Source organism: Actinoplanes subglobosus, assembly GCF_042650585.1.
In the GTDB taxonomy this organism is placed as follows: domain Bacteria; phylum Actinomycetota; class Actinomycetes; order Mycobacteriales; family Micromonosporaceae; genus Actinoplanes; species Actinoplanes subglobosus.
In genome coordinates this window covers 214,496-238,314 of the sequence record NZ_JBHSBL010000024.1, presented here as the reverse complement: position 1 = coordinate 238,314, position 23,819 = coordinate 214,496, and the positions used below count along the sequence as shown (strand labels likewise).

Below are 23,819 nucleotides of genomic sequence, written 5' to 3'. Positions count from 1 at the left end.
CCGGGCGGCCGACGTCGACGTGGTCCTCGACTACGTCTGGGGCGAGCCCGCGGCCGGCGCGATGATCCCGATGCTCACCGCCCGCGCCGACCGCTCGGCGCCGCTGACCTGGATCCAGATCGGGTCGATGGGTGGCCCTACCGCGCCCGTCCCGTCGGTCGCGCTGCGCTCGGCGCGGATGCGGATCGTCGGCAGTGGCATCGGCGCGGTGCCCGCCCGCGACTTCATCGCCGAGCTACCCGAACTCGCCGCGGCGGTGACCGGGGGCGCGATCACCGTGCGGGCCGAGGCGGTACCGCTCGCCGAGATCTCCCGGGCCTGGACGGCCGAGACCGACGGCCGGATCGTGCTGGTGCCGTAGCCGCACCGACCGAACCGCGCCGGCGCCGGGCCCGACCCGGCCCGGCCCCACAGCCTGGACATCAACACGTTCCGGCCGCTCGCGACGCCGGGTCACCGTGGTTGCGCACATCGCGCCTGATGTCGCCGGCGCCAGCCGTGATCGGGACGCCGTCCGGCTACCGCGCCGGCCCACCGGCCGACCGCAGGAAATCCCGGAGGATCACGCTGATCAGTTCCGGACGCTCGTCGACGAGGTAGTGGGAGGTCCCCGGCACGATGCACAGCTGCGCGCCGGGGATCGACGCGGCCATCAGCAGGCTGTGACCGGGACGGATCATGTCCCGGTCACCCGACATGATCAGCACCGGTGCGGCGATGCGGGCGAGGTCACCCGGGTCGATTCGCGGTTCCCTGTTCCACAGACGGAGGAGCTTGGCGACCACGGCGTCCGCATGCTCCGGCCCGTCCGGCGACAGCCGGTCGTAGTGCATCCGCTCGACGTCCGGCCGCGGCGCCGCGGGACGATCGTCGAGCGCCGGGTCCGGGCTGCTGAACCCGGACGGATCGAGGTTCGCGCTGATCGCGGTCAGTGACCGGACCCGCTCCGGGTGGTCGAGGGCGAGCAACAGCCCGATGATCGCCCCGTCGCTGTAGCCGATGACATGCACCGGCCCCGCCGCGACGGCGTCCAGGTAGGCGAGGGTGTCGGCTAGGCCCCGGGCGTACCCGTACTCCTCGTCGATGTCCGCCGACCGGCCGTGGCCCGGACGCTCGAACGCATACACCCGGTAGCCGGTGACGAGCGCGTCGGACTGGGCCCGCAGCGACTCCAGCGAGCAGAAGCCGCCGTGCAGCAGGAGAACGGGCTCGCCGTCGCCGGCGACCTCGTGGTACAGGTCGACATCGCCGATCCGGAGGTAGGACATCCGCCGCATCCTAACGCAGGATGATCATGGCGGGGTGCCGCCTACACCGGCGGCAGGTTGTCCAGGCGGCTGCTGGCGGCCCTTCCGTGAGCGGCGAGCGTCCCCAGTTCCGCGCCGCTGACGGTCCACTCGCGCCCGAGGAGACGCGCCCAGCGCCGTCGCCGTGCGGCCCCCGTCGCGGCGATCTCCTCCGGGTCGGCCCCGAACTCGGCGGCATGACTCGCGGCCGCCTCCGCCAGCCGCCCGGCCTCGGCCCGGACCGCCTCCAGCGCGGCCAGCGTCGCCAGCCAGGCCGCACGCCGCTGCTCCTGCCCGAGCCCGGTCTCCCACGGTGACGCGACCTCCATGCGCCGCTCACCGGCGACCCCTCGCCGGGCCAGTTCCCAGGCCAGATCCCGCACAGCAGCCGCCAGCACGTCGTTCTCCGCCATCAAGCCCTCCCCCTCGTGATCACCTCATGAAATCGCCCCCTGTCAACAGCGACCACCGTCAGAGGTTGCTTTTGATCAGTTTCATGGTCAGGTGGGACTCGACCCTCAGCGGGCCCGGCAAGCCGATGAGCCTGCCGCTGATGAACATCTCCCGCGCCCCCGTCGAACTGCCGCCCGGAACGCGGTGACCGGCACCTCGGAGCACCTAAGGCGCGTAACCCCGCAGGATGAACGCGATCGTCTCGTCGACCCCCGCCTCGACCTGATCGGCCGGGAACCCACCACTGAGCGCCAGCTGCGTCAGCCCCTGCAACGCCACGAACAGCGGCAACGACAGCAGATCGAGAGGGCCCTCCCGGACCTCCCCGCGGCGCTGCCCATCGGCGATCAGATCGGTGGCCAGGTCCTTCAGCCGATGCATGGCGGTGACGAGTTCCTCGCTGGCGTCGGGTTCGTGCTTGCGCCCGTACATCAGATCGAGCAGTGCCCCATTGGCGGCGGCGAACCCGAGATAGGCCCGCGCCAGCGCCGTCAGGCGCGCGCCGAACGTCGTGCCGGCCCGCTCCAGCCCGGAGTCCATCATCGCGGTCAGCCGCTGGAACCCCTCCAGCGCCAGGGCGTCGAGCAGCGCCTGCTTGGTCTTGAAGTGCCGGCTGGGCGCCGCGGGACTCACCCCCGCCTCACGGGCGAGCTCGCGCAGCGACAGCTCGGCGGGGCCCCGGGCGCGCAGGGTGTCCTCGGCGAGCGTGAGCAGGGCCGCGCGGAGGTCTCCGTGATGGTAAGGGCGGGCTTTCATGATCCCCATCCTAGCGTGATGTAGGCGACGAACACATTGTGGGCGTTGACTACATTGTTATCGCTGCCTACATTCGAAGCAGCCTACAGGCGCCAGCGCCGCAGCCGATTGACGGACAGGCCCAGCAGAAGGAGTCGCCCGCTCATGGACAACCGGTTCAACATCGCCGCACAGATCGGCGGGAAGGCCACCGGGGCCCGCCGCGCCCGCATGGAGGCGTCGCCCCAGTTCTCCGGCGGCCGATTCCGCAACAACGTCCCGACCAGCACCGGCATCCCGCTGTCGGCGGTGCCGCGGGTCGCGGTCGCCGCTTTCACCGGCGGCGAGGCCCGGCGACCGCACCGGCCGGTCCCGCTGGCCGAGGCCACCTCGGGCGGCGACGCTCAGGGACTGCACCTCACGTGGTACGGCCACTCGACCGCCCTGGTCGAGATCGAGGGCACCCGCGTCCTGCTCGACCCGGTGTGGAGCGACCGCTGCTCCCCCACCCCGCTGGCCGGCCCGCGCCGCCTGCACCAGCCGCCGGTCGCCCTGCGCGACCTGCCGCCGATCGACGCCGTGGTGATCTCCCACGACCACTACGACCACCTCGACATGCCCAGCATCCAGACGCTGGCCGACCTGCAGACCACCATGTTCGTGGTGCCGCTCGGCATCGGCGCCCACCTGGAGCGCTGGGGTGTGCCGGAGTCACGGATCACCGAGCTGGACTGGCACGAGTCGACCCGGGTGGCCGGTGTCGAGCTGGTCGCCACCCCGGCCCGGCACTTCTCCGGGCGCGGCCTCACCCGTGACGAGACGCTCTGGGCGAGCTGGGTGATCAACGGCCCGACCCGCAAGGTCTTCTACTCCGGCGACACCGGCTACTTCCCCGGCTTCGCGGAGATCGGCGAGGCGTACGGGCCGTTCGACGCGACGCTGGTGCAGGTCGGGGCGTACGGCAACGACTGGTCCGACATCCACATGGTCCCGGAGGACGGGGTGGCCACACATGTCGACGTCCGTGGCGGGCTGATGGTCCCGGTGCACTGGGCGACCTTCGACCTGGCCCCGCACCACTGGTCCGAGCCGGCCGAGCGGGCCTGGCGCGAGGCGAAGGCGCGCGACGTCCGCCTGGCGATCCCGCGCCCCGGCCAGCGCATCGACGTCGACAGCCCGCCGGAGATCGACGCGTGGTGGCAGCAGGTCGCCTGATCCGTCAACCGGCCGCCGCGGGCCGCCTCAGCGCGCGGCGGCCATCGGCGCCGGGCAGGCGCCGTCGTCGGCTCGATCCGCGAACCGGTCGGCGACCACCACCTTCATCGGGGCGAGGTGGCGTTGTCGGCTCGATCCGCGAACCGGTCGGCGACCACCACCTTCATCGGGGCGAGGTGGCGACGGGATCGCCGGCCGGCCGCACCGTCATCGGCGGCAGCGGGACCCAGGTGGCCGTGACGTCACGCATCAGCAGCCCGCAGTCGGGGATCGCCGACCCCGGCGGGAACCGGTCCGGGTCGTCGAAGAACGTGGACCGCACCGTGACCAGCTCGACCGGCGTGATCCGCCAGTCCTCGGTGAGCAGGTCGACACCGTCGAGACGGCCGGGATCCGGGGTGACCGAGTAGCCGGCGCCACCACAGCGGAAGAACCCCGACGCCCGGGCGGTGTCCTGGAACAGGTGGCTGCCGGTGAGGGTGGCCGCCGTGCGGACGTGAGCTTCCACCCGTACCAAATCGGCGGGGTCCGTGAAGTTGATTCTGAGGTTGCCCCCGGCCTCGTGGACACCGAAACGGGAACGGTGGTGCCGGCCCGGGAAGATCCGGCCGCCGGCCCAGGACGTGAGCAGCGATCCGGTGTCGCGGCGCGGGATGTAGACGCCGTGGGCGACACCGGCGGGGGTGTCCCATTCGACCGCTATGCGATGTGCGGCGTTCTCGCTGCGCAACCCGAACGGCACCGGAACCACGGCCGGCCGCACACCGCTCAGCCGGATGAGGCAGATGCCGGAGACCGCCCACCCGCCGACGATCCGCGGCCGCAGCGGAGCGGGCAGCAGCCGCGCGGTGATCTCCGGGTCGGTGCGGTAGTTGACGAGGAGGCGGCGCTCGATGGCGCTCACCATGCGGGGAGGTCGCATCCGGGCCTTCTTCCTTCCGGGCATCGCACTTGAGCGGTCGCTCAAACACAGGATCACACACTTTGAGCGGTCGCTCAACCCGGTTCGGTTAGGATGGCGGCATGGGTTGCTTCGCCGCCATGAACATTCGCGCCGCCGCTTAGCGGCGATATCGCGATCGCGGTAACGCCGGATCAGGTCTCCCTCCGGCAGCTCACGCGCGCCCGCGCTGCCGGATCACCCCGTTTGATCCGGAGAACCCATGACACCGAAGATCTTCCTGATGGTCGGCCTGCCCGGAGCCGGCAAGACCACCCGCGCCAAGGGGTACGCCGCACTGCGCCTGACCCCGGACGAGTGGATGCTCCCGCTGTTCGGCGAGTCGACGGCCGGCGACAAACGCCAGGTCCTGGAGGGCCGGCTCATCCTCGTCGCCCTGGCCGCGCTCCGGCTCGGCACCGACGTCGTCCTCGACTTCGGGTTCTGGGGCCGCGACGAACGGTCCGCGCTGCGCTGGCTCGCCGCGGCGGCCGGTGCCCGCAGCCAGGTCGTCTACCTACCGGTCGGCCGGGACGTCCAGCGGGCCCGGATCGCCCACCGGCAGGCCACCGCGCCGCACACGACGTTCCCGATGACCGAAGACGACATCGATGTGTGGCGGGCACAGTTCCAGGAGCCCGACACCGCCGAACTCACCGGCGGCGCCATCCCCGAACCACCGGACGGCTACCCCGGCTGGCCGGCCTGGGCGGCGGGTCACTGGCCACCGCTCGCGGAGATCGTCCACTATCGTCACCCGTCGTGACGGATGCACGGGAGCTGATCGAACGGTTCAACGCCGCGTGGGTGAGCGGAGACCTGCAAGCACTGTCGGCCTGCCTCGCCGCCGACGTGGCGTACTGCCCGAACGCCTGGGACGCCCCGGCCACGACGATCCGCGGCCGCGACGCGGTGACCGCCGCTTTCGCCGCCCAGATCGGCCGGGACCCCTCCCCCATCGGGGAACCGTCCCCGATCAGGGAACCGTCCCCGATCAGGGAACCGTCCCCGATCGGGGAACCGTCCCCGATCAGGGAACCGTCCTCCGGCGGGGGTCCCGTCCTCGATTCCCCGCCCGGCGAGGGTCCCGCTCTCGGTGCGGTCTGGGTCAGCGGCGACCGCGTGGTCTGTGAGTGGCAATGGCCGCCGGCCGACGACGGCACGGTGCTGCGCGGCCTGGATCTGTACCGGGTTCGCGACGGTCTGATCGTCGTCAAGGACGTCTTCGGCAAGATCACGGCGCGCTGAGCTCGGGCGGAACCCGGTGGTGCCGCTCGCGATAGAGCGCCCGGCTGGTCAACGCGTGGGACGTTTCGTCGCCGCATCGCCGCATCGCCGCACACGGACGGCCGCCAACACGCTGGGCCGCGGAGCGAGTGCTGTGGTCACTGCTGGTGCAGAGCGCTACCCGGGTGTGCTGTGCCAGTGATCGAGGGCCTTCTGCTGGGTCAGTGGGGCGACCTTGCGGTCCTGCATCGCCCTCAACGCGAGACTCCGGTCGCCGCCGTGGCGACGCATGTGGTCGATGAGCGGGCGCCAGCGGTCGGGGCGGTCGCGGAGCAGCTCGGTGGCCAGGCGTAGCTCGAGAGCCACCGCGGGGACGGTGTGCCGGCCCAGGTAGACCTCGGTGTAGTGGCGCCACGGGCCGGGGCCGGCGCACTCGAAGGTGTCGGTGTCGGCCGGCCACTCGACCGTGCTGACCTCCAGGTCGATTCCGGCGACGGTGAAGGCGCCGAAATACTGCCGGGCCTCGGGCAGCCAGGTCGGTGGGGTGCGGCAGGGGAACGGGGAGAGCACGGCGGCGAACGCGTCGACGTCGTCGCGCCGGGACACGAGGACATCGATGTCGGAGGTGGGCAGCTGGACGCCCTGCGCCAGCGCCGCCGCCGTCCCGACCAACCGGTATGGGCGATCCGGGGTGATGTGGTCCAGAAGCGGGCTCAACGCCTGCTCCAGCCTGCCCGGATCCAGTGTCGACGTCGTCACCGCTCGATTCTGGCGGAAGGGTGTGACAGAAACGGGATCGCGCCCCGGAACCGGCGGGGAAGGTCCGGGTCCGGGGCGCGAGTCATATCGGCGGGCTACCGGCCCGCGACCGGACGGACGGGAGTCGACTGGCCACCGCCACCCGAGCCCTGCTGGCCACCGCCACGCGGACCCGACTGACCGCCGCCGTTACCCGACTGGCCGGACCCGCCGTTACCCGGCTGACCACCGCCACCGTTGCCAGGCTGACCACCACCGTTGCCGGGCTGGCCACCGCCACCGTTGCCGGGCTGGCCGCCCCCGCTGTTACCCGACTGGCCGCCGCCGTTGCCCGGCTGACCACTGCCACCGGATCCGGGCTGGCCACCGCTGTTGCCGGGCTGGCCACCACCGCTACCAGGCTGACCGGTGCCGTTCCCGGACTGTCCGCCACTGCCGCTACCCGGCTGGCCACCGCTGTTGCCGGGCTGACCGGAACCGCCCGGCCCCTGCTGGCCACCTCCCCGCGGACCAGGCTGCCCCGAGCCACCCCAACCGGACTGCCCGGGCCCGCCCCAGCCCGACTGCCCCGGCCCACCCGAGCCCGGCAGACCGTATCCGCCCGGGCCGCCGTGACCCCGCTTGCCGGGAACGTCGTAGTCCGGCAGCCATGGCTGCGAGTAGACCTTCTTCGGCGAGTGGGAGTACCCGGGCCGGGCCGGGTAGCGCCAGCCGCGCAGCCGCGGGTCGTAGTTGAGCCGCCCATACCCCTTCACGACCCGCAGCCCCCACGTGCTCCCGCCCGGCCCGAGAAGCGCGTAGTGACAGTTGTAGTCGTTCCACCGGCGGTACCGGGCGCCGCTGAATCCGGCGGTGTCACACGACCGCCAGGACGAGTAGTAACCGACGGCGAATCCCCCGAAGGGGTCGCGCTGGGAATAGCCACCGGAGTGTGATTTCACCGAGTCACCCTTGCCGGGACCGGCCTGAACCGCCCCCGTCCCGACCGTGAGAGCGGTGAACAGCCCCAGACCGGCGATGACCATCAGGCGAGGCAATGTCTTCATTCGGTTCCTCTCCAAGCGCTTTCGGCGAGCGGTACGGCGACAGCGAACACGCCCGCCGCCGGGGGCCGCAAACGTGAGCCGCCGAGGTCAGCCGCAAGGCCGACGACCTGCTCGGCAGCGCCCGGGGAATGTTCGTCCGAGCGATATGGAGAAAAGTATGAGTCGCTGCGTAGTAATCAATTGCCGCAAATATCGGAGAACCGCCCCCGGCAGGCGAATATTGATCGGTCACGTTGGTGGCGGGACCGTTACGGCGTACCCCATGCGTGATGATCTTTCATTTAAACGCGGGTAATCCGAAAGATGGCAGCGGATCGGTCAGCGGACATCACCGATCGGCCCGGCCGCCCGTTGTCCAGGACGGAACCGGCCCACCCGGCGGAAAGAGGAATGCCCGATGACGGCCGCGAAGGCTAATCACGTGACGGCGCGGCGGCTGCTGATGGAGCACCTCGGCCTGACGGCGGACGAAACCGGGATCGTCGGCGACGAGGACCACGCGGCCGGCGGCGACTCCTATCACCTGGGCCGGGACCGGATCCGGGCGCGCGCGGGCCGGGACCGGTATTCGGTCGACGAGTCCCGCCGGGACCGGGACGGGCTCGACGGCCACGCGTCGGCCCTGGACGTCGGGTTCTTCCGGGTCCGGGCGCCGCGCGGGACGGTCGACCTGTACGACTTCAACGCCTGGCTGATCCCGCTGTGCGAGTCGGGCGATCCGGACACCGGTGACCTGCGTGAGGTCATCTACAGCCCGGACGGCCGGGCGGTGCGCCGCTGGGACCGGCTGGGCCGCCGCCGGTCCGGTGACGACAGTCACCGGACGCACACCCATCTGTCCGAGCACCGGGACGCCGACGGCCACCGCATGATCCGGCTGGCGACGCGGTGGCTGCGGCACATCGGGCTGATCCCCGAGGAGGACACCATGACCAAGGCCGAGTTCCTGACGATGCTGCGGGACAAGGAGGTGCGGGCCGCGCTGGCCGGCGCCATGCTGCAGACCGACGGCCTGATCCCGGCGCCGCCCGGCAACCGCAGCACCGACGGCAGCGTCAACACCCACTGGTCGCTGGCGTCGTACGCCCAGTGGACGTACCGCCATCTGCTGGACGCCCGCACCGCCATCGCCGGCCTCGCCACCCGCGACGGTGTCGACGAGGTCGCCCTGGCCCGGGCACTGGCCCCGCTGCTGGTGGCGCAACTCCCCGATGACCGGGACGACCTGACCGCGGCCGAGCTGCAGCAGGCCATCGTGGGTGCGCTGCGCGAACTGGCCGCGCCCGCCTGACGGCCGTCAGGCGGGAAGGACCCGCCGGATCGGGGCGTACCGGGAGCGGCCGGTGCCGGTGACGAAGGCCCAGTACCTCTCGCCGAAGGACCAGTGCCACCACTCGGTCGGGTAGTTCACCATCCCGGCCGAGGTCAGTGCGGTGATCAGCGTCCGCCGGTTGCGCCGGGCCCGGTCCGGGATGTTCTCCGCGCCGGTGAAGCAGGCGTCGGCGCTGGCGACCGGGGTCGCGTCGACGGCGGTGCCCATGTCGACCTCGGTGCCGTCCTCGGTGCACAGGGTGAGGTCGACAGCGCCGCCGGTGCTGTGCGGGGCCACGTGCACCGGTGACACGAACTTGGTCGCCTCGACGTAGACCCGGCCGGGCTCCCAGCCGGGGTGCCGCTCCCCCAGCTCCTTGACGTAGCCGTCGAAGATCTCCTGCTGCCGGTCCAGCGGCCGGTAACCCTCGATGATCAGGAGGCGCAGGCCGCCGGGCAGGGTGGCCTGCGCGTCCAGCAGACGCGACACGACGCCCTCGCGCAGGTGCCCGAAGTCGCCGTCGTCGTCGGCGTAGCGCCGGTCGAGCCGCAGGCCGGGAACCTCCCGCAGGTCGATCAGGGGTTCGTCGGAGTCACCCGGGGTGATGGCGTCGATCCGCCGGTCGGACAGCAGAACGAAGGGTTCGGGCGGCATGCGGCACATTGTCGCAGGCGGCCTTGGTCGGACATGAGCCGCAGGGACGGGCCGGGTGAACAGTGCGGCGCCACGACACAATGGGCCGGTGAACCGGCGACGACGCAAGAAGCTCCAGGGGCGGCTGGTCGAGGCGGCCGCGTGGGGTACACCGCAGCAGGTGACCCGGCTCCTGCGGGCCGGCGCCGACCCGAACCTGCCGGACCGGGACGGGACGACCCCGCTCTACCGGGCCAGTGTGCAGGGCGTGGCGGAGAACGTCCGGGTGCTCACGGCGGCCGGCGCCGACCCCGACCGGGAGAGCGGAACCCGCGACGAGGGGCTGCCGCTGTGTGCGGCCGCGTGCTGGGGTCACGACGCCGCGGTGCGTGAGCTGCTGGCGGCCGGCGCCGACCCCGCACGCCGCGAGGACCAGGGCACCGGCCGCACCGCGATCGAGTGGGCCGAGGCGGGCGGGCACCACCGGGCGCTCGACCTGATGCGGGGCCGGCTCCGGGGGTGAGTGCCCGGGATGTCCTCGACACCTCCGGATGGCCTTCAGCAGGAGGCGGACGACCAGCGGGTGGTGGTCAGCGGCGGGCCAGGCGGGCCACCAGCAGGTTGGGGTCCCGCTGGGTGGTGTACGCCGCGCTCGTCACATAGATCCGGTCGCCGCGCACCAGCACCGCGGTCGGGTTGGACAGCCCGTCAGCCGCGGTCAGCACCGTCACCGGTACGGTGCCGCCGCCCGCCAGCACGACCTGGTCGCGGGTGACCAGGCTGGCCAGGAACTGTTCGCCCCGGCCGGTGAAGGCGAAGTCGTCGATGCCGGCCAGACCGGTGGCGACACTGGTGAACACTCCGGCCCCACGCCCGGTCAACGGGGTGCGCGCCACGGTGCCCTTGTCGAGGTTGGACACGTACAGCCAACCGTCTTTGATCTTGATGCCGTTGGCCCCGAAGAAGCCCGTGGAGGCGAGGGCCGGGTCGTCGCTGAAGACGGTGACGTGGCCCCGGGCGGAGACCCGGTGGACGACGCCGCGAGCGGAGTCGGTGATGTAGAGATCGCCGGTCGCGCCGTCGCGCACCATGCCGTTGGGCAGGCCGTCGGCGGGCAGGGCGGCGAACCTGCGCGGCGGCCGGCCCTCGGTGAAGGTCCAGACGCCGGTCTCCGCGGCCGAGCCGGTGGCATAGAGCACGAAGAACGTGTCACCGGCTCGGACCAGGCCGGAGGCCAGCGGAAAGCCGAGCAGGGGTGTGACGGCGGTGGGATCCTGCGGCGCGGGCAGGGTGGCCAGCACCGTCACCGTGCCGTCGGCGGCGATCCGGGCGACCTGCCGGGCTCCGGCGAAGGCGACGTCGACACTGCCGTGCCGGTCCGCGACGATGCTCTCCGGCATCTGTCCGGCGTCGAGGTCGAGGTGCGCCCGGATCGCGGCGGCGACGACAGGCCGCCCTGCGGTGGGGTCGAGGTGCGACCGGATCGCGGTGCCGGACACCGGCGGAGTCGCGGCCGAGGCGGTGCCGAGCGGACCCGGCAGGAACGCGCCGGTGCTCAGGACGGCCGCGGCCAGGGACGTGCCGAACAGGGCACGGATGGTTCGGGTGGACATGGTGGCCTCTCGTCAGTCGGTTCCTCCGATCCTGTGAGGCCGTGGACGGCGCAACCAGACCCGGCTCTGGCTACCCCTGACAGGTGCAGGCAACCGGGTGGCCGGGCGGAGCACACTGGCAGGCATGGACCACAGATCGGCGCTGGGCGAGTTCCTGCAGGCGAGAAGGGCACGGATCAGCCCGGACGACGTCGGCCTGCCCCGGTACGGCGACCGGCGCCGCGTGCCGGGCCTGAGGCGGGAGGAACTCGCGATGCTCGCCGGAGTCAGCGCCGGCTACTACACCCGTCTCGAACAGGGGCAGTCACTGCACGCGTCGCCGGAGGTCCTCGACGCGATCGCAGCCGCGATGCGGCTCACCCCGGCCGAACGCGACCACCTGCGGCTGCTGTCAGCGACGGCCGGGCAGCGCGGCCGGCAGGCGGCACCGCCATCGGAGCGGGTGGGCGCCGATCTGCCGGCCCTGCTGGAGGCGATGGCCGACGTGCCGGCGCTGGTCATGGGCCGCCGCAACGACGTGCTCGCCTGGAACCCGGCCGGGCACGCCCTGCTGGCCGGCCACCTCGACGCCGAGTCGCCCGGCGACCCGGAGCGGCGGCCCAACATGACCCGGCTGGTGTTCCTCGACGCGCACACCAGGGGCCTCTACCGCGACTGGCCGGCCAAGGCGCGGGCCGTGGTCGGCAACCTGCGGGTGATGACGGCGCATCGGCCCGGCGACACCGGCCTGGCCGAGCTGGTCGGCGAGCTGGCGATCGCGAGTGCCGATTTCGCCCGGATGTGGGCCGAGCACGCCGTCGAGCCGTGCGGGCGTGAGGTCTTCGACCTGGCCCATCCGCTGGTCGGCGATCTGACGGTGACCCAGCAGACGCTGGGCGTCCCGCAGGAGCCGCACCAGTCGGTGGTCACGATGACCGCCGAGCCGGGTAGCCCGTCGGCCGCGGCGCTCACGATGCTGCGGCACAGCATCCGCCGACCTCCCACCCCGGTGAGCGGCCCGGGTCACTCCTGGTAGAGCTCGACCTTCTCGACGGACCAGCCGATGAACCCGGCGATCTCCTCGGCGTCGGCGGAGAGCGCCCAGTCCTCGACCACGGCGGCGAGGCCGTCGGGCAGGTCGCCGATCTCGACCTCGGTGAGGTCGGTGTCCTCCAGGACCCGGTCGTAGTGGATCCACTTGTCGTCGGGGTCGAGCTCCTGACCGGCGGCGGCGAACCCGTCGGGCCCGTCCTCTCCGGCGGCGAGGATCTCGTTGGTGCGCCAGTCGACGATGTCCCACGCGGTCTCGTTGATCTGGCCGCCGGCGACGATCCGGTGGCCGTCGCTCTCGAGCTGCTCGATCCGCTCGTCGATCCGGTCGTTGTCGGCGTGGTTGGCTTCCAGAACGTTCTGGATGTAGGTCTTGAGGTCGCTCACGACAGTCCCCCGGGTGCATCTCTTGGCTGGCGCCGTGGAGCATACGGTGGCCGGGTCCGGGTGGCGCAGCGCGGTGCGGGGAGTGTCGCCCCCACGCGCCCGTTCGGGAACGATGTTCGCGAACACGGTGGCCGGCTGGGTAGGGTGGGCCCGACGGGAGGGGTGGCGGTGGAGACGGTGCCGGTATGGCTTCGGGAGCGGCGCACGGGAGTGGGCCGGCCCGCCGAGCGGTCCCGGGCGGAGGTGACCGCGGCGGCGATCGCGCTGGCCGACCGGGAGGGCCTGGCCGCGGTCTCGATGCGCCGGGTCGCCGCCGAGCTGGGCACCGGCGCGGCGTCGCTCTACCGCTATGTCGACAGCCGGGACGACCTGCTCGACCTGATGACCGACGAGGTGGCGGCCGCCTACCGCCTGCCGGAGCCGGGCGGCCCGTGGCTGGACGGCCTGCTCGAAGTCGGCCGGCAGGGGCACGAGCTGATGCGGCGCCACCCCTGGCTGCCGGAGTTGGTGCTGACCCGCTCGACGCTCGGCCCGCACGGCACCGACCTGCTGGAGCACGTGCTCGCGGTTCTCGCCGGGCACCCGGCGGGCGCGGGCCGCAAGCTGGAGGCGTTCGGCGTGATCACCACGCTCACCGCCGCCCTCGCACTGAACGAGGCGGACGGCGGCGCCGGCGCCCGGCAGCGGCAGGGTGCCTACCTGGCCCACGTGATCGCGGAGGGCCGGCACCCCCACCTGACGGTCGCGCTGACCGCCGGGCCGACGGTGCCGGCACCGCGCTTCGAGGACACCCTGTCCCGGGTCCTGACCGGTCTGCTGGGCGGGCCGGAGTGATCAGGGGCGCGGTGTGAGCAGCGTGATCCGGTTGGCGCCGAGCTCGGTGACGTAAAGGTAGCCGGTGGCGGTGTCCTCGGTGAGGTCGAGCGGCTGGCTGAAGCCGGTGAACCCGGGGATCCCGGTCCGGCGGCCGGACAGGGCACCGTTCGCGGCGACGTCGAAGGTCTGCAGGTCCTGGCTCGCCGAGTACCGCACGTTGATCAGCTTGCCACGCAGCGCCCCGCCGAACGCGCCACCGCGGTACTCGACCACGCCGTTGGCACTCGCGTGCAGGCCGGCGTCGTAGGTTCCGGCGCGGTCGTAGTTCGGGTCGGGCGGCGTGCCGTCCGGGTAGGCCGGCACCTCGAACGGGTCGGTGCCCGCGGTCGGGTCGCCGCCGGCGAGCACCCACTCGCAGCGCAGCGGGTTCGGGTGGCCGTAGTAGCGGCCGGGCTTCACGTCGAAGACGTAGTCGGTCTCCGACGTGGGCACGCTGGTCAGCGCGGGGACGGCCGGGCCGGTGTAACCGCGCCGGGCACAGGCGGCCGGGAGCGTCGCCGGTGTCGCGGGCGTGTTGCCGCCGGCGGCCGAGCCGTTGGTCGGCGCGTAGAGGTGACCGTTGCTGTGCCACACCAGGTCGTAGGCGTTGCGGACCCCGGTGGCGTGCAAGGTCAGCGCCGCGCCCGTGGCGTACGGGTCGTAGGTGCCGCCGTCGCCGGTCTTCGCGTTCAGCGGCCAGGTCGCCGGCAGACGGGCCGGGTCGAGACGCAGCACGGCGGCACTCAGCAGCTGGTTGGGCCGGTTGCCCCAGGTCGAGTCGGCGGCACCCATGGCCGTGTTGGAGCCCTGGCTGACATAGAGCGCCCCGTCCGGCCCGAAGACCAGCGAGTTGGTCTCGTGGTCCTTCACCGAGCGCGGCAGCCCGACCACCGCGGCGGTGTAGGTGCCCAGGTCGGGACCGCTGAGCCGGCCGATCCGCCCGGACCAGTCGGGCACGTTGGAGACACCGGCGTACTGGTAGTTGTCGGTGACCCAGAGGATCGGGTTCGCGGGTGTCGAGGCCGGGTCGAAGGCCATCCCGATCACGGTGCGGGCGGGCTGGCCCGGCAGGTTCGCGGCGGTGGCGCTGACCCGTACCGCGTCGATGACGGTGGCCGCGCCGAGCGTGCCGTCGGTGTTGATCGGGAAGCGGTGGATCTGCCCGCTGAGGGTTCCGGCGTAGAGCCAGCCGTCCGGTCCTTTGACGACGGAGGTGAAGGGTGCGCCGGTGGCCACGCCGACGGTCTTGTCGAAGGCGATGCCGTCGACGGGCGGGCCGGTGTCCTCGGCGGTGGTGAACACGGCCGAGAACGGTACGAAGGCCTTGCCGGTGACGTCGCGCGCGGCGGAGGTGACGCTGAACCGGTAGGTGGTGGCGGCGGCCAGGGCGGCGGCGGGCGAGAAGTTGACGACGTCACCGCCGCCGCTGGTGAACGCCTGGCCCGTGACGGCCGCGCCGGTGTCCAGGCGGGTCAGCGTCACCGCGCCGCCGGTCAGCGAGGTGGCGTCGACGGCGCCGTTGGGCAGCACCAGGTCGGCGACGATGCTTCCGGTACGGCTCACGCCGCTCGCGAGGTTGGCCGGGGTGCTGGCGCGGACCGACGGCTGCGTGCCGGCTTCCGGGACGCCGACGATGTCGATGTAGTTGAACTTGGTGTTCGTGCCGTTCGCCGGGCTCAGGGTGAGGCGGCCGTCGGTCACGGTCACCGTGCGGGTGGCGGTCGCGTGGCGGGTGCCCGCGGTGGGCACGAATCCGGCGATGGCGTTCTGGTCCTCGATGCTGGCCCAGTGCACGCTGTCGGTGGCGGTGCCGGAGTCCCCGACGGCGACGGTGACCTGGTAGGTGCCGGCCGGGACGACCGCCTCCCAGGCGCCGGGGGTGTGCGATCCGGCGGAGGCGGCGGGCAGCTGCGCGTGGATCAGGGTGGCCAGTCGCGGGTCGGCCTGTCCGGCGGCCGGGTTGCGGTTGCGGCCGTTGCCCTCCAGGCTGGCCGGGGTCAGTTCGCCGAGGTCGATCCAGCCGTGGCCGCGGTCGGTGGTGAAGGCCGCACCGGAGTCGCGCAGGTAGCCGGCCGCCGGTGCGGTGGCGACGTCGGAGAAGTCGACCTTGAGCGAGAAGGGCGTCACCCGTACGACATCGATGTAGTTGATCTTGGTGTTGGTGCCGCCGATCGCGTCGACGGTGAGCCGGCCGTCGGCGACCGGGACGACGACCGACGCGGTACGGAACTCGGCCGCCGCGGTCGACACGAACCCGGTGATCGCGGGCACCCCCTCGACCCGGACGTGATGGGTGCTGTCGTAGGCCGGGCGGTCCCCCACCGACACGGTCACCCGGTAGGTGCCGTCGGGCACGGCGTACTCCCAGGCGCCCGGGACGGTCACGCCCGCCGTGCCGCCGACGTCGCCGTACTGCAGGTGGATCAGGGTGTTGAGCCGCGGGTCGACGCCGGCGCGGGCCCGGTCGCGGGTGTTGGCGGTCAGGTCGAGCGGCACCCGCGTGCCGGACAGGCTGTCCTGGCGGACCCAGCCGTAGCCGCGGGCGTCGGTGTAGGCCGCACCGGTGTCGGCCCGGTAGCCGGCCGGCACCGCCGACGCGGCCGGCTGGAAGTCGATCCGGTCGACGACGGTCTCCTCGGCGGCGGCCGGCACCGCCGGGAGCACGGCGAGCATCAACGGTGTGACAACTGCGACCAGAAGCCGTCGGCGCATGATCGTCCTCTCGTGCGGCAACCCCGGCGATCAACCTCGCATGTGGAGGGACCGGGTTCCGCTGACGAAAGGCGACTGTCGCGAACGTGCAGGTCAGAGGCGGTTGCGAAAAGCCTGTTCCCAGCTCATTCCGGGAATGGGGAACAGGCCTACGAAACGGGAGCTAGTTGATCTGTCGGTCGCGACCCTGCCAGAACGGCTCGCGGAGCCTGAACTTCTGGACCTTGCCGGTGGCCGTCCGCGGCAGCGCGTCCAGGAACTCGACGCGCTTGGGGCACTTGTATCCGGCCAGGCGCTCCCGGCAGTGCGCGATCACCGCCTCCGGGTCCAGCGGGGTGCCGTCGGTGACCACCAGGGCGGTCACCAGCTCGCCCCACTTCTCGTCGGGGATGCCGATCACCGCGACCTCGCGGACCGCGGGGTGGGCGCTGACCGCGTCCTCCACCTCGATCGACGAGATGTTCTCGCCGCCGCTGATGATGACGTCCTTCTTCCGGTCGGAGATGGTCAGGTAGCCGTCGGTGATGGTGCCGCCGTCACCGGTGTGGAACCAGTCGCCCTCCTGCACGCGGGCCGTCTCGTCCGGGTTGTTCCAGTAGCCGTCGAGGTTGTGGTTGGAACGGGCCAGCACCTCGCCGTCGGTGTCGACGGACAGCCGGACGCCGAGAGCCGGTGTGCCCGCGCGGCCGAGGAGGCGGGCCTGCTCGTGCGGGTCGGCGCCGGCCCACTCGGCGCGCATCCGGTTGACGGTGAGCAGCGGTGACGTCTCGGTCAGGCCGTAGATCTGGATGAACTCCCAGCCGAGTTCGGCGCGGACGCGCTCGATGGTCCGGGTCGGCGGCGGCGCCCCGGCCACGACGATGCGCACCCGGTCCCGGCCGGGGATCTCGCCGTCCCAGGTGCGTGCCGCGTCCAGGGCCGCGTTGACCACGGCCGGGGCCGCGCAGAGCAGGGTCACGCCGTGCACGTCGATCCGGCGCAGGATCTCCGCGCCGTCGATCTTGCGGAGCACGATGTGCCGGCCGCCGAGACCGGTGACGATGTACGGCATGCCCCAACCGTTGGCATGGAACATCGGCAGCGTGTGCAGCAGCACGTCGTCGTCGCGGATCGTGGTGTGCAGCCCGAACACGGTCGCGTTGAGCCACAGGTTGCGGTGGGTGAGCTGCACGCCCTTGGGTCGCGCGGTGGTGCCGGACGTGTAGTTGAGCGTGGCCGTCGCCGACTCGTCACCGGCCCACGCCCGTGGTTCGCCGGTCCCGCCGAACACCGCGCCGTCGTCCTCGCCGAGCACCAGGACGTGCTCGGCGGTCACCGTGTCGAGCAGGCCCCGCAGCTCCGGGTCGACGAGCAGCACCTCGGCCCCGGAGTGCTCGACGATGTAGCCGACCTCGGCCGCCGACAGCCGGAAGTTGACCGGCACCAGCACCCGGCCCCAGCCGGAGACCCCGAAGAACGAGGTGAGCAGCCGGGCCGAGTTGTGCGAGACGATCGCGACCCGCCCGCCGACCGGCACGCCGAGGGAGTCCAGGGCGGCGGCCTGACCCCGGGCCCGGGCCGCCATCTCGCGGTAGGTGAGGGTGCCCCACGACGCGGCGGGCTGGTCCGGTTCGTCGACCACGGCGACCCGGTCGCCGTAGACGAGTTCCGCGCGGTCGAGGAAGTCCCGTACTCCCAGGTTGAAGAACATCCTCCGAAGCTACTCCCGCCACTCTGCGATCGCTTGCGATCGGATGCGCACGCACTCGATCGTTAATGCGCGTTCGAGATTGACGTGCATTGTTGTGAGCGGTTTACTCCCGTAACAGGTTCGCCACACTCGGGAGTCGCTGATGAGACGCTGGATGGCAGGCTGCGCCGCGACGGCGGCGGCGCTGGCATGGGCACTGACGGTGCCGCAGCCGGCGGCGGCCGCGGACGAGCCGGTCGACGTGATCGTGAACGGGCTCGACGTCCACCCCGAGAACGTGAACGGCCTGCCCTACAAGGGACTCGGGCTGATCAGCGCCAACAGCACCAGCAACCTGCTGATGGACTACAAGGCCGAGCAGCCCGGCCGGTACTGGGAGATGATCGGCGTGCTGTTCGGCGGCGAGCGGCCGCTGATCAACCACGTCAAGGTGGAGATGGGGTCGGACACCAACAACTCCACCGGCGCCGACGCGGCGACGATGCGCACCGCCACCGAGCTCGCCGACGCCTCCCGCTCCCCCGGCTTCCAGCTCGCGGCCGACGCCAAGACGGTCAACCCGGAGCTGAAGGTGTCGATCCTGCGCTGGACCATGCCCTACTGGGTGCAGACCGCGTGGAGTGCCGGCACCGGGCGCGACGAGATGTACCGGTGGTACAAGGAGACGATCCTCGACGCGTACGAGAAGTACGGCTACATGGTCGACTACGTCAACCCGGACACCAACGAGACCAGCAGCCCGGACATCGCGTTCATCAAGTACTGGAAGAACGCCGTGGTCACCGACACCGACTTCGCCGATCCGCGGTACGGCATCCCCGCTGATCAGCAGGCGGCGGCCGGGGCGGCGTACCGGAAGATCAAGATTGTCGCCTCGGACGAGAACCAGACCAAGAACATCGGGCCGGCGCTGCTCGACGACCCGGCCCTGTTCGGGATCGTCGACGCGGTCGGGTACCACTACAACACGGACGACCGCTACGACGGAGCGACCACGAGCAACACCTACGAGCCGTACACGAAGCTGGCGACCGTCCGGGACAAGGAGGTCTGGTACAGCGAGGGCGTCGGCTCGTTCGGGTTCACCGACTACCGGGTCAACAACAACGAGGGGCCGGGCGGCGCGAGCACCGGCATCGGCGGTCTGCAGAGCGCGCTCGATCTGGCCAACCGCAGTGTCAAGGGCTACTACCGGTCCAAGCGGACGCACTACATCTTCCAGCCGGCGATCGGCTCGTTCTACGAGGGCGCCCAGTACAGCCACAAGGAACTGCTCAGCGCCCGCGATCCGTGGTCGGGCAGCATCCACTACGACGCGGCGATCCACGTCATGCGGCACTTCACCCGGTTCGCCACGACCGGCTGGGAGAACGACACGAACACCGCCGGGATCTGGCGGACCGTGCCGGAGGCCAGTTACAGCGGGGTGAGCGGCACCGAGAACATCGACGGCTCCAACGGCGCGGCCAGCTACCTGACCCTCGCCGATCCGCAGCGCCGGGACTTCTCCACGATCGCCGTCAACGACAGTGACCTGACCAAGACGTACCGCATCAAGGCCGACAACATGGATCTCGGCGACGATCCGGTCGTCGACGTGTGGGAGACCAGCGCCGCCCACTCCATGCGGCGGACCGCCACGCTGCGGGCCGCGGGCGACGGCTACTACACGTACCAGGTGCCACCCCGGTCGATCGTCACGTTCACCACGCTCGACGCCGGCCCGGCGCCTCAGTTGCCGGAGACGTCACCACGCACGGTCCTGGACACCGGCGGGACCACCCTCTACACCGACGACTTCGACTACCCGGCCTCGCGGGGCAGCGAACCGCGATACATGGTCGACCAGACCGGCGCCTGGCAGGTCGGTGACGACGACGTCCTGTACCAGCTGATGGACCAGTCCATGAAGGACACCGCGGCCTGGAACCGGACCACCCCCAACACGCTGGTCGGTGACTTCCGCTGGCAGAACTACCGGGCGAGCGTCGGCGTCACGTTCCCCGACCCGGCCGGTGGCTCCGCCGGTCTGGGCGTGCGCCAGCAGACCGGGATGACCGCCGACAGCGCCGCCTACCTGCTGCGGATCAACCGCGCCGGCACCTGGACGCTCAGCAGGCACGGCACCACCGTCGCGACCGGCACCCGTGCCGCCGCCGACGGGTACACCCTCGCGATCGAGGCGAAGGGCGCCACCGTCACCGCATTCGTCGACGGCACGGCGGTCCACACCTTCGTCGACCCCGCGCCCGAACTGGCCGGCCGGGTCAACCTCTCCAGCGACTTCTACCGGACCGGGTTCGACGATCTCCGGATCGAGAAGATCAAGGGCTTCACGCCGTACGCCGTGACGCTCGTCGACAACATGGACAGCTCGGTGGCCTACACCGGCACGTGGAGTCACAAGGCCGCGGCCGGCGACGCGATGGACTGGCACCGGTCGACGTCGACCAGCGGCACCGCCGGCTCCACCGTCACGGCCGCGTTCACCGGCACCGGACTCGACCTGATCGGTGGCAACACCGGCACCGCCACCCTGGACGTCACCGTCGACGGACTGCCCCTGGCCGCCGCCGCACCCACCCGCGGCACCGCGAAACGGCAGGCCACGTACACCCTGCGGGGTCTCGCCGACGGCCCGCACACGGCGACGTTCACCCTCCGGTCGGGCACGCTGGTCCTCGACGCGCTGACCGCGATCTCCGGTGACGTGGACGGCACCGTCGCCACCACCCCGATCCGGGACGCGCTGACCGCGGCCGGCACCCCGGCTGAGGCCGACTGGTCGCCGCAGTCGTGGGCGGTGTTCGCCGCGACCCGTGACCAGGCCACCGCGGCCCTGCGCGGGCTGCCCGGCCTGGACACGATCGGCGTCGCGCAGATCGCGGCCCGGCTCACCGCGGCGTCCGACAACCTCCGGCCCGCGAACGTCACCGACACCCGGCGCGACCTCGGGCTCGCCGGTGCCGTCGGGACCAGCGGGGACCTGCCGTCGACGGTCACCCTCGACGGGCAGGCACGTGAGGTCACCTGGACCGCCGCGAGCCGCGCCACGGCCCGCGCCGCCTGGTCGACGGTGACCGTGGAGGGCTGGACCAACGAGGCCGTCACCGACGGCAAGAAGCAGGCGTTCACCGTCCGCTACGAGGTCGTGCCGCCGTCACTGATCTACTACATCGACTCGGGACTGGCCGCCGGACAGAGCTCGCCGCAGTTCCAGGCGGTCGCCGAGTCCGTTCCCGCGCTCCGCAACGGCACGGCCGACCAGATCGCGGCCGCCGACGGCGACTGGGGCTACGTCAACGACGGCATCACGGTCAAGGGCGGCACCGATCCGGCCGAGAAGTACTCCACCGGTTACTGGGCCGGCAGCAACAAGACCATCCGTTACCGGCTGCCGCTCGACCCCGGGGAGTACGTGCTCACCGCCGGGTTCACCGAGTGGTGGGCGCAGACCCGGCCGATGTCGCAGACCGTCACGGTCGGCGGGACCACCGTCACCGGCACGCCGGTCAGCCTCTCGTCCACCACCACCCGGGCCACCGGCACGGTGTCGTTCACCGTCACCACGCCGGGCGTCGTCACGTACACCGTCGCGAAGACCGGGTCGCAGGACCCCGTCATCAGCTGGCTCGCCGTGAACCGGATCCCGCCGGCCGCCGTCGCCGTCACCGGTCAGGCCGAGGTGACGCCCGGTCAGCAGGTCACGCTGACCGCCGCTGTCACCCCGGTCGCCGCCGACCAGTCGGTGACCTGGCGGTCGTCGAACCCGTCGGTGGCCGCCGTCTCGTCCGGCGGTGTGGTGACCGGCGGCGCCTACGGCGAGGCCGTCATCACGGCGACCTCGGTCGCGGCCCCGGGGGTGGCCGCGGCGCACCGGATCACGGTGGTGCCGGCGGCGTGGTCGGCGGAGACCGTCTACACCACGGGCCTCCGCGTCCGGTACGACGGCCGTGACTACGAGGCGCAGTGGTGGACCCGGGCGCAGCCGCCGGGCGACTCGCCGTGGGGCGCCTGGGCCGAACTCGGCACACCGGGCACCTGCGGCCTGAGCTGGACGACCTCGTGGATCTACACCGGCGGCGAGGTCGTGCACCACGACGGTCACCGGTGGCAGGCGAAGTGGTGGACCCGCAACCAGGAGCCGGGCGACCCGTACGGCCCGTGGCACGACAGTGGCGGCTGCCAGGGTTAAGGATCACTTCACAGGACGTTCCCCTTTGCGGGCATCGATGAATCTGAATCCTCAGTAGATTCGGCCGCATCCATGTAATCGGCAGTCAGCGACTGCTCACGAGGGGATTCACATGCGTTCAATCAGCAGAAGGGCCTTGGGTCTGCTGCTCACGTGCGCCGTCGCCGTGGCCGGGACCGTCCTGGTCACGGCCCCGGCGCAGGCGGCGTTCACCTCGGTCGTCGGTGGTGACATCACCCGCTCCGAGGTGATGGAGCGGGCCCAGTACTGGGTCGACCACCAGCCCGGCCCGTACGACGACGATGACGACGGCATCGGCTGGTACGCACCCGACCCGACGGGCTCGAAGTCGTACCGCCGGGACTGTTCCGGATACGCGTCGATGGTGTGGCACGCCAGCGAGAGCTACACGACCGCGACTATCCACCTGGTGTCGTACCGGATCGACCGCGCCGACCTCAAGCCCGGTGACGTCCTCAACGACGCGGGCAGTCACGTCATCGTCTTCAAGCGCTGGAGCAACGCGGCGCACAGCGCGTTCGACTACTACAGCTTCGGCTCCACACCGGTGAAGCTCCGGGAGAACGTCTCCGTCAACGCCGCCGAGATCGACGGCCACCCGAACGGGAACTACGTCGCCCGCCGCTACGACCACATCAAGGACGACGAGGCCCCGGCCCCGGCGCCGGCTCCCGACGGGGCGGTGGTGGATGTCAACGCCGACGGACGGCTGGAGATCTTCGCCCGCAACAACAACGGCGGGGTCATGACGACCTACCAGACCGCGCCGAACGGCTCGTGGACCACGAACTGGACCGACCTGCGGGGTTCCGATCTGACCGGCCGGCTGGCGACCGGGGCCAACGCGGACGGCCGCCTGCAGGTGTTCGCCCGCAACGGCAACGGCGGCGTGATGACCGCCTTCCAGACCACCGTGAACGGCACCTTCTCCACGTGGCGCGACCTGGGCGGCAGCAACCTGGTCGGCAACATCGCTGTGGGCCGCAACGCCGACGGGCGCCTGGAGATCTTCGCCCGCAACGGCAACGGCGGCGTGATGACCAGCTGGCAGACCACCGCCAACGGCACCTTCTCGGCGTGGAAGGACCTCGGCGGCCAGATCGTCTCCGACCCGGCCGTCGGCAACAACGCCGACGGACGACTGGAGATCTTCGCCCGCAACGAGAACGGCGGCATCATGACCGCCTACCAGACCACCGTCAACGGCACCTTCAGCGGCTGGGCCGACCTCGGCGGCACCAACCTGATCGGCAGCCCCTCGGTCGGCCGCAACGCCGACGGACGCCTGGAGGTCTTCGCCCGCAACGGCAACGGCGGCGTCATGACGGCCTTCCAGACCACCGTGAACGGCAGCTTCGGCGCCTGGCGGGACCTCGGCGGCCAGATCGTCTCCGACCCGGCCGTCGGCAACAACGCCGACGGACGACTGGAGATCTTCGCCCGCAACGAGAACGGCGGCATCATGACCGCCTACCAGACCACCGTCAACGGCACCTTCGGCGCCTGGGCCGACCTCGGCGGGACGAATCTGGTCGGTACGCCGTCCGCCGGACGCAACGCCGACGGACGCCTGCAGATCTTCGCCCGCAACGGCAACGGCGGCGTGATGACCAGCTGGCAGACCACCACCAACGGCACCTTCTCGGCGTGGAGGGACCTCGGCGGTCAGATCACCTGACGCCTCCCGGTGGGTGTGCCGGAACTCCGGCAC

The 23,819-nt window shown here is 71.7% G+C and carries 20 protein-coding genes and 1 pseudogene; 10 read left to right on the top strand and 11 right to left on the bottom strand.

Translation table 11 applies throughout. The features are described 5' to 3' along the window. Positions 1-361, top strand: a pseudogene (locus tag ACFO0C_RS35175) (quinone oxidoreductase family protein); the annotation flags it as partial. Positions 362-518: 157 nt separating this feature from the next. Here ACFO0C_RS35175 and ACFO0C_RS35170 read toward each other — a convergent pair. The 3 genes from ACFO0C_RS35170 to ACFO0C_RS35160 form a co-directional block, all read right to left on the bottom strand. After that, positions 519-1,268: an alpha/beta fold hydrolase gene (locus ACFO0C_RS35170; protein WP_378071090.1), complete on the bottom strand. Its 750-nt coding sequence runs from the start codon at positions 1,266-1,268 to the stop codon at positions 519-521. Positions 1,269-1,309: 41 nt separating this feature from the next. After that, on the bottom strand, positions 1,310-1,699 hold the full coding sequence (locus ACFO0C_RS35165) for a hypothetical protein (RefSeq protein WP_378071089.1): 390 nt from the start codon (positions 1,697-1,699) through the stop codon (positions 1,310-1,312). 205 nt (positions 1,700-1,904) lie between these two features. Further along, positions 1,905-2,495, bottom strand: a complete 591-nt coding sequence (locus ACFO0C_RS35160) for a TetR/AcrR family transcriptional regulator (protein WP_378071088.1) — start codon at positions 2,493-2,495, stop codon at positions 1,905-1,907. 144 nt (positions 2,496-2,639) lie between these two features. On the opposite strand from ACFO0C_RS35160, the gene ACFO0C_RS35155 reads away from it, so the two are divergent. Beyond that, positions 2,640-3,689 carry an MBL fold metallo-hydrolase gene (locus ACFO0C_RS35155; RefSeq protein WP_378071087.1) on the top strand — a complete coding sequence of 350 codons (1,050 nt, stop codon included), beginning with the start codon at positions 2,640-2,642 and terminating at the stop codon, positions 3,687-3,689. Between the two features lie 163 nt (positions 3,690-3,852). Here the strand turns inward: ACFO0C_RS35155 and ACFO0C_RS35150 are convergent, their stop codons facing one another. Continuing rightward, positions 3,853-4,611, bottom strand: coding sequence for a DUF2071 domain-containing protein (locus tag ACFO0C_RS35150; protein ID WP_378071086.1), 759 nt, complete (start codon positions 4,609-4,611; stop codon positions 3,853-3,855). Between the two features lie 241 nt (positions 4,612-4,852). On the opposite strand from ACFO0C_RS35150, the gene ACFO0C_RS35145 reads away from it, so the two are divergent. Together ACFO0C_RS35145 and ACFO0C_RS35140 are read left to right on the top strand one after the other, a co-directional pair. Next, positions 4,853-5,395, top strand: a complete 543-nt coding sequence (locus ACFO0C_RS35145; RefSeq protein ID WP_378071085.1) for an AAA family ATPase — start codon at positions 4,853-4,855, stop codon at positions 5,393-5,395. Beyond that, entirely contained in the window at positions 5,392-5,877 is a 486-nt protein-coding gene (locus tag ACFO0C_RS35140; RefSeq protein WP_378071084.1) for a nuclear transport factor 2 family protein, read from the top strand. Before ACFO0C_RS35145 ends, ACFO0C_RS35140 begins: the two co-directional genes overlap by 4 nt. 156 nt (positions 5,878-6,033) lie before the next feature. On the opposite strand, the gene ACFO0C_RS35135 is transcribed toward ACFO0C_RS35140, so the two are convergent. After that, positions 6,034-6,615 (bottom strand): hypothetical protein, encoded by a 582-nt coding sequence (locus tag ACFO0C_RS35135; RefSeq protein ID WP_378071083.1) that lies wholly within the window; start codon positions 6,613-6,615, stop codon positions 6,034-6,036. A gap of 95 nt (positions 6,616-6,710) precedes the next feature. Then, positions 6,711-7,661 (bottom strand): hypothetical protein, encoded by a 951-nt coding sequence (locus ACFO0C_RS35130; RefSeq protein ID WP_378071082.1) that lies wholly within the window; start codon positions 7,659-7,661, stop codon positions 6,711-6,713. A gap of 397 nt (positions 7,662-8,058) precedes the next feature. Between ACFO0C_RS35130 and ACFO0C_RS35125 the strand changes: the two genes are divergently transcribed. Continuing rightward, positions 8,059-8,952, top strand: a complete 894-nt coding sequence (locus ACFO0C_RS35125) for a hypothetical protein (RefSeq protein WP_378071081.1) — start codon at positions 8,059-8,061, stop codon at positions 8,950-8,952. Between the two features lie 6 nt (positions 8,953-8,958). On the opposite strand, the gene ACFO0C_RS35120 is transcribed toward ACFO0C_RS35125, so the two are convergent. Further along, on the bottom strand, positions 8,959-9,627 hold the full coding sequence (locus ACFO0C_RS35120) for a M15 family metallopeptidase (RefSeq protein ID WP_378071080.1): 669 nt from the start codon (positions 9,625-9,627) through the stop codon (positions 8,959-8,961). 88 nt (positions 9,628-9,715) lie between these two features. Between ACFO0C_RS35120 and ACFO0C_RS35115 the strand changes: the two genes are divergently transcribed. Beyond that, positions 9,716-10,129 (top strand): ankyrin repeat domain-containing protein, encoded by a 414-nt coding sequence (locus ACFO0C_RS35115; RefSeq protein WP_378071079.1) that lies wholly within the window; start codon positions 9,716-9,718, stop codon positions 10,127-10,129. A 67-nt stretch (positions 10,130-10,196) separates the two neighbouring features. On the opposite strand, the gene ACFO0C_RS35110 is transcribed toward ACFO0C_RS35115, so the two are convergent. Beyond that, complete coding sequence (locus tag ACFO0C_RS35110; protein ID WP_378071078.1) at positions 10,197-11,219, bottom strand: hypothetical protein; 1,023 nt, start codon at positions 11,217-11,219, stop codon at positions 10,197-10,199. Between the two features lie 124 nt (positions 11,220-11,343). Between ACFO0C_RS35110 and ACFO0C_RS35105 the strand changes: the two genes are divergently transcribed. After that, positions 11,344-12,234, top strand: coding sequence for a helix-turn-helix domain-containing protein (locus ACFO0C_RS35105; protein WP_378071077.1), 891 nt, complete (start codon positions 11,344-11,346; stop codon positions 12,232-12,234). On the opposite strand, the gene ACFO0C_RS35100 is transcribed toward ACFO0C_RS35105, so the two are convergent. Then, on the bottom strand, positions 12,222-12,635 hold the full coding sequence (locus tag ACFO0C_RS35100; RefSeq protein ID WP_378071076.1) for a hypothetical protein: 414 nt from the start codon (positions 12,633-12,635) through the stop codon (positions 12,222-12,224). The two genes, ACFO0C_RS35105 and ACFO0C_RS35100, sit on opposite strands and share 13 nt — an antisense overlap. Before the next feature lie 177 nt (positions 12,636-12,812). On the opposite strand from ACFO0C_RS35100, the gene ACFO0C_RS35095 reads away from it, so the two are divergent. Then, positions 12,813-13,469: a TetR/AcrR family transcriptional regulator gene (locus tag ACFO0C_RS35095; RefSeq protein ID WP_378071075.1), complete on the top strand. Its 657-nt coding sequence runs from the start codon at positions 12,813-12,815 to the stop codon at positions 13,467-13,469. Here ACFO0C_RS35095 and ACFO0C_RS35090 read toward each other — a convergent pair whose 3' ends face one another. Together ACFO0C_RS35090 and ACFO0C_RS35085 are read right to left on the bottom strand one after the other, a co-directional pair. Next, positions 13,470-16,202, bottom strand: a complete 2,733-nt coding sequence (locus tag ACFO0C_RS35090; RefSeq protein ID WP_378071074.1) for an Ig-like domain-containing protein — start codon at positions 16,200-16,202, stop codon at positions 13,470-13,472. 163 nt (positions 16,203-16,365) lie between these two features. Then, positions 16,366-17,892 carry an AMP-binding protein gene (locus tag ACFO0C_RS35085; RefSeq protein WP_378071073.1) on the bottom strand — a complete coding sequence of 509 codons (1,527 nt, stop codon included), beginning with the start codon at positions 17,890-17,892 and terminating at the stop codon, positions 16,366-16,368. 142 nt (positions 17,893-18,034) lie between these two features. Between ACFO0C_RS35085 and ACFO0C_RS35080 the strand changes: the two genes are divergently transcribed. Both ACFO0C_RS35080 and ACFO0C_RS35075 read left to right on the top strand, forming a co-directional pair. Continuing rightward, the gene (locus ACFO0C_RS35080) at positions 18,035-22,087 is read left to right on the top strand and encodes a carbohydrate-binding protein (protein ID WP_378071072.1); all 4,053 of its coding nucleotides are present in this window, start codon (positions 18,035-18,037) and stop codon (positions 22,085-22,087) included. Positions 22,088-22,199: 112 nt separating this feature from the next. Next, a complete protein-coding gene (locus tag ACFO0C_RS35075) occupies positions 22,200-23,786 on the top strand; it encodes a hypothetical protein (protein WP_378071071.1) in 1,587 nt (528 codons plus the stop codon). Positions 23,787-23,819: the final 33 nt, after the last annotated feature.

Excerpts from the sequence above, each read along its gene's own strand:
- ACFO0C_RS35150 (WP_378071086.1), bottom strand. The coding sequence starts at position 4,611 with ATGCGACCTCCCCGCATGGTGAGCGCCATCGAGCGCCGCCTCCTCGTC.
- ACFO0C_RS35160 (WP_378071088.1), bottom strand. The coding sequence starts at position 2,495 with ATGAAAGCCCGCCCTTACCATCACGGAGACCTCCGCGCGGCCCTGCTC.
- ACFO0C_RS35155 (WP_378071087.1), top strand. The coding sequence starts at position 2,640 with ATGGACAACCGGTTCAACATCGCCGCACAGATCGGCGGGAAGGCCACC.
- ACFO0C_RS35075 (WP_378071071.1), top strand. The coding sequence starts at position 22,200 with ATGCGTTCAATCAGCAGAAGGGCCTTGGGTCTGCTGCTCACGTGCGCC.
- ACFO0C_RS35145 (WP_378071085.1), top strand. The coding sequence starts at position 4,853 with ATGACACCGAAGATCTTCCTGATGGTCGGCCTGCCCGGAGCCGGCAAG.
- ACFO0C_RS35110 (WP_378071078.1), bottom strand. The coding sequence starts at position 11,219 with ATGTCCACCCGAACCATCCGTGCCCTGTTCGGCACGTCCCTGGCCGCG.
- ACFO0C_RS35080 (WP_378071072.1), top strand. The coding sequence starts at position 18,035 with ATGAGACGCTGGATGGCAGGCTGCGCCGCGACGGCGGCGGCGCTGGCA.
- ACFO0C_RS35125 (WP_378071081.1), top strand. The coding sequence starts at position 8,059 with ATGACGGCCGCGAAGGCTAATCACGTGACGGCGCGGCGGCTGCTGATG.
- ACFO0C_RS35120 (WP_378071080.1), bottom strand. The coding sequence starts at position 9,627 with ATGCCGCCCGAACCCTTCGTTCTGCTGTCCGACCGGCGGATCGACGCC.
- ACFO0C_RS35090 (WP_378071074.1), bottom strand. The coding sequence starts at position 16,202 with ATGCGCCGACGGCTTCTGGTCGCAGTTGTCACACCGTTGATGCTCGCC.
- ACFO0C_RS35130 (WP_378071082.1), bottom strand. The coding sequence starts at position 7,661 with ATGAAGACATTGCCTCGCCTGATGGTCATCGCCGGTCTGGGGCTGTTC.
- ACFO0C_RS35105 (WP_378071077.1), top strand. The coding sequence starts at position 11,344 with ATGGACCACAGATCGGCGCTGGGCGAGTTCCTGCAGGCGAGAAGGGCA.
- ACFO0C_RS35170 (WP_378071090.1), bottom strand. The coding sequence starts at position 1,268 with ATGTCCTACCTCCGGATCGGCGATGTCGACCTGTACCACGAGGTCGCC.
- ACFO0C_RS35085 (WP_378071073.1), bottom strand. The coding sequence starts at position 17,892 with ATGTTCTTCAACCTGGGAGTACGGGACTTCCTCGACCGCGCGGAACTC.
- ACFO0C_RS35165 (WP_378071089.1), bottom strand. The coding sequence starts at position 1,699 with ATGGCGGAGAACGACGTGCTGGCGGCTGCTGTGCGGGATCTGGCCTGG.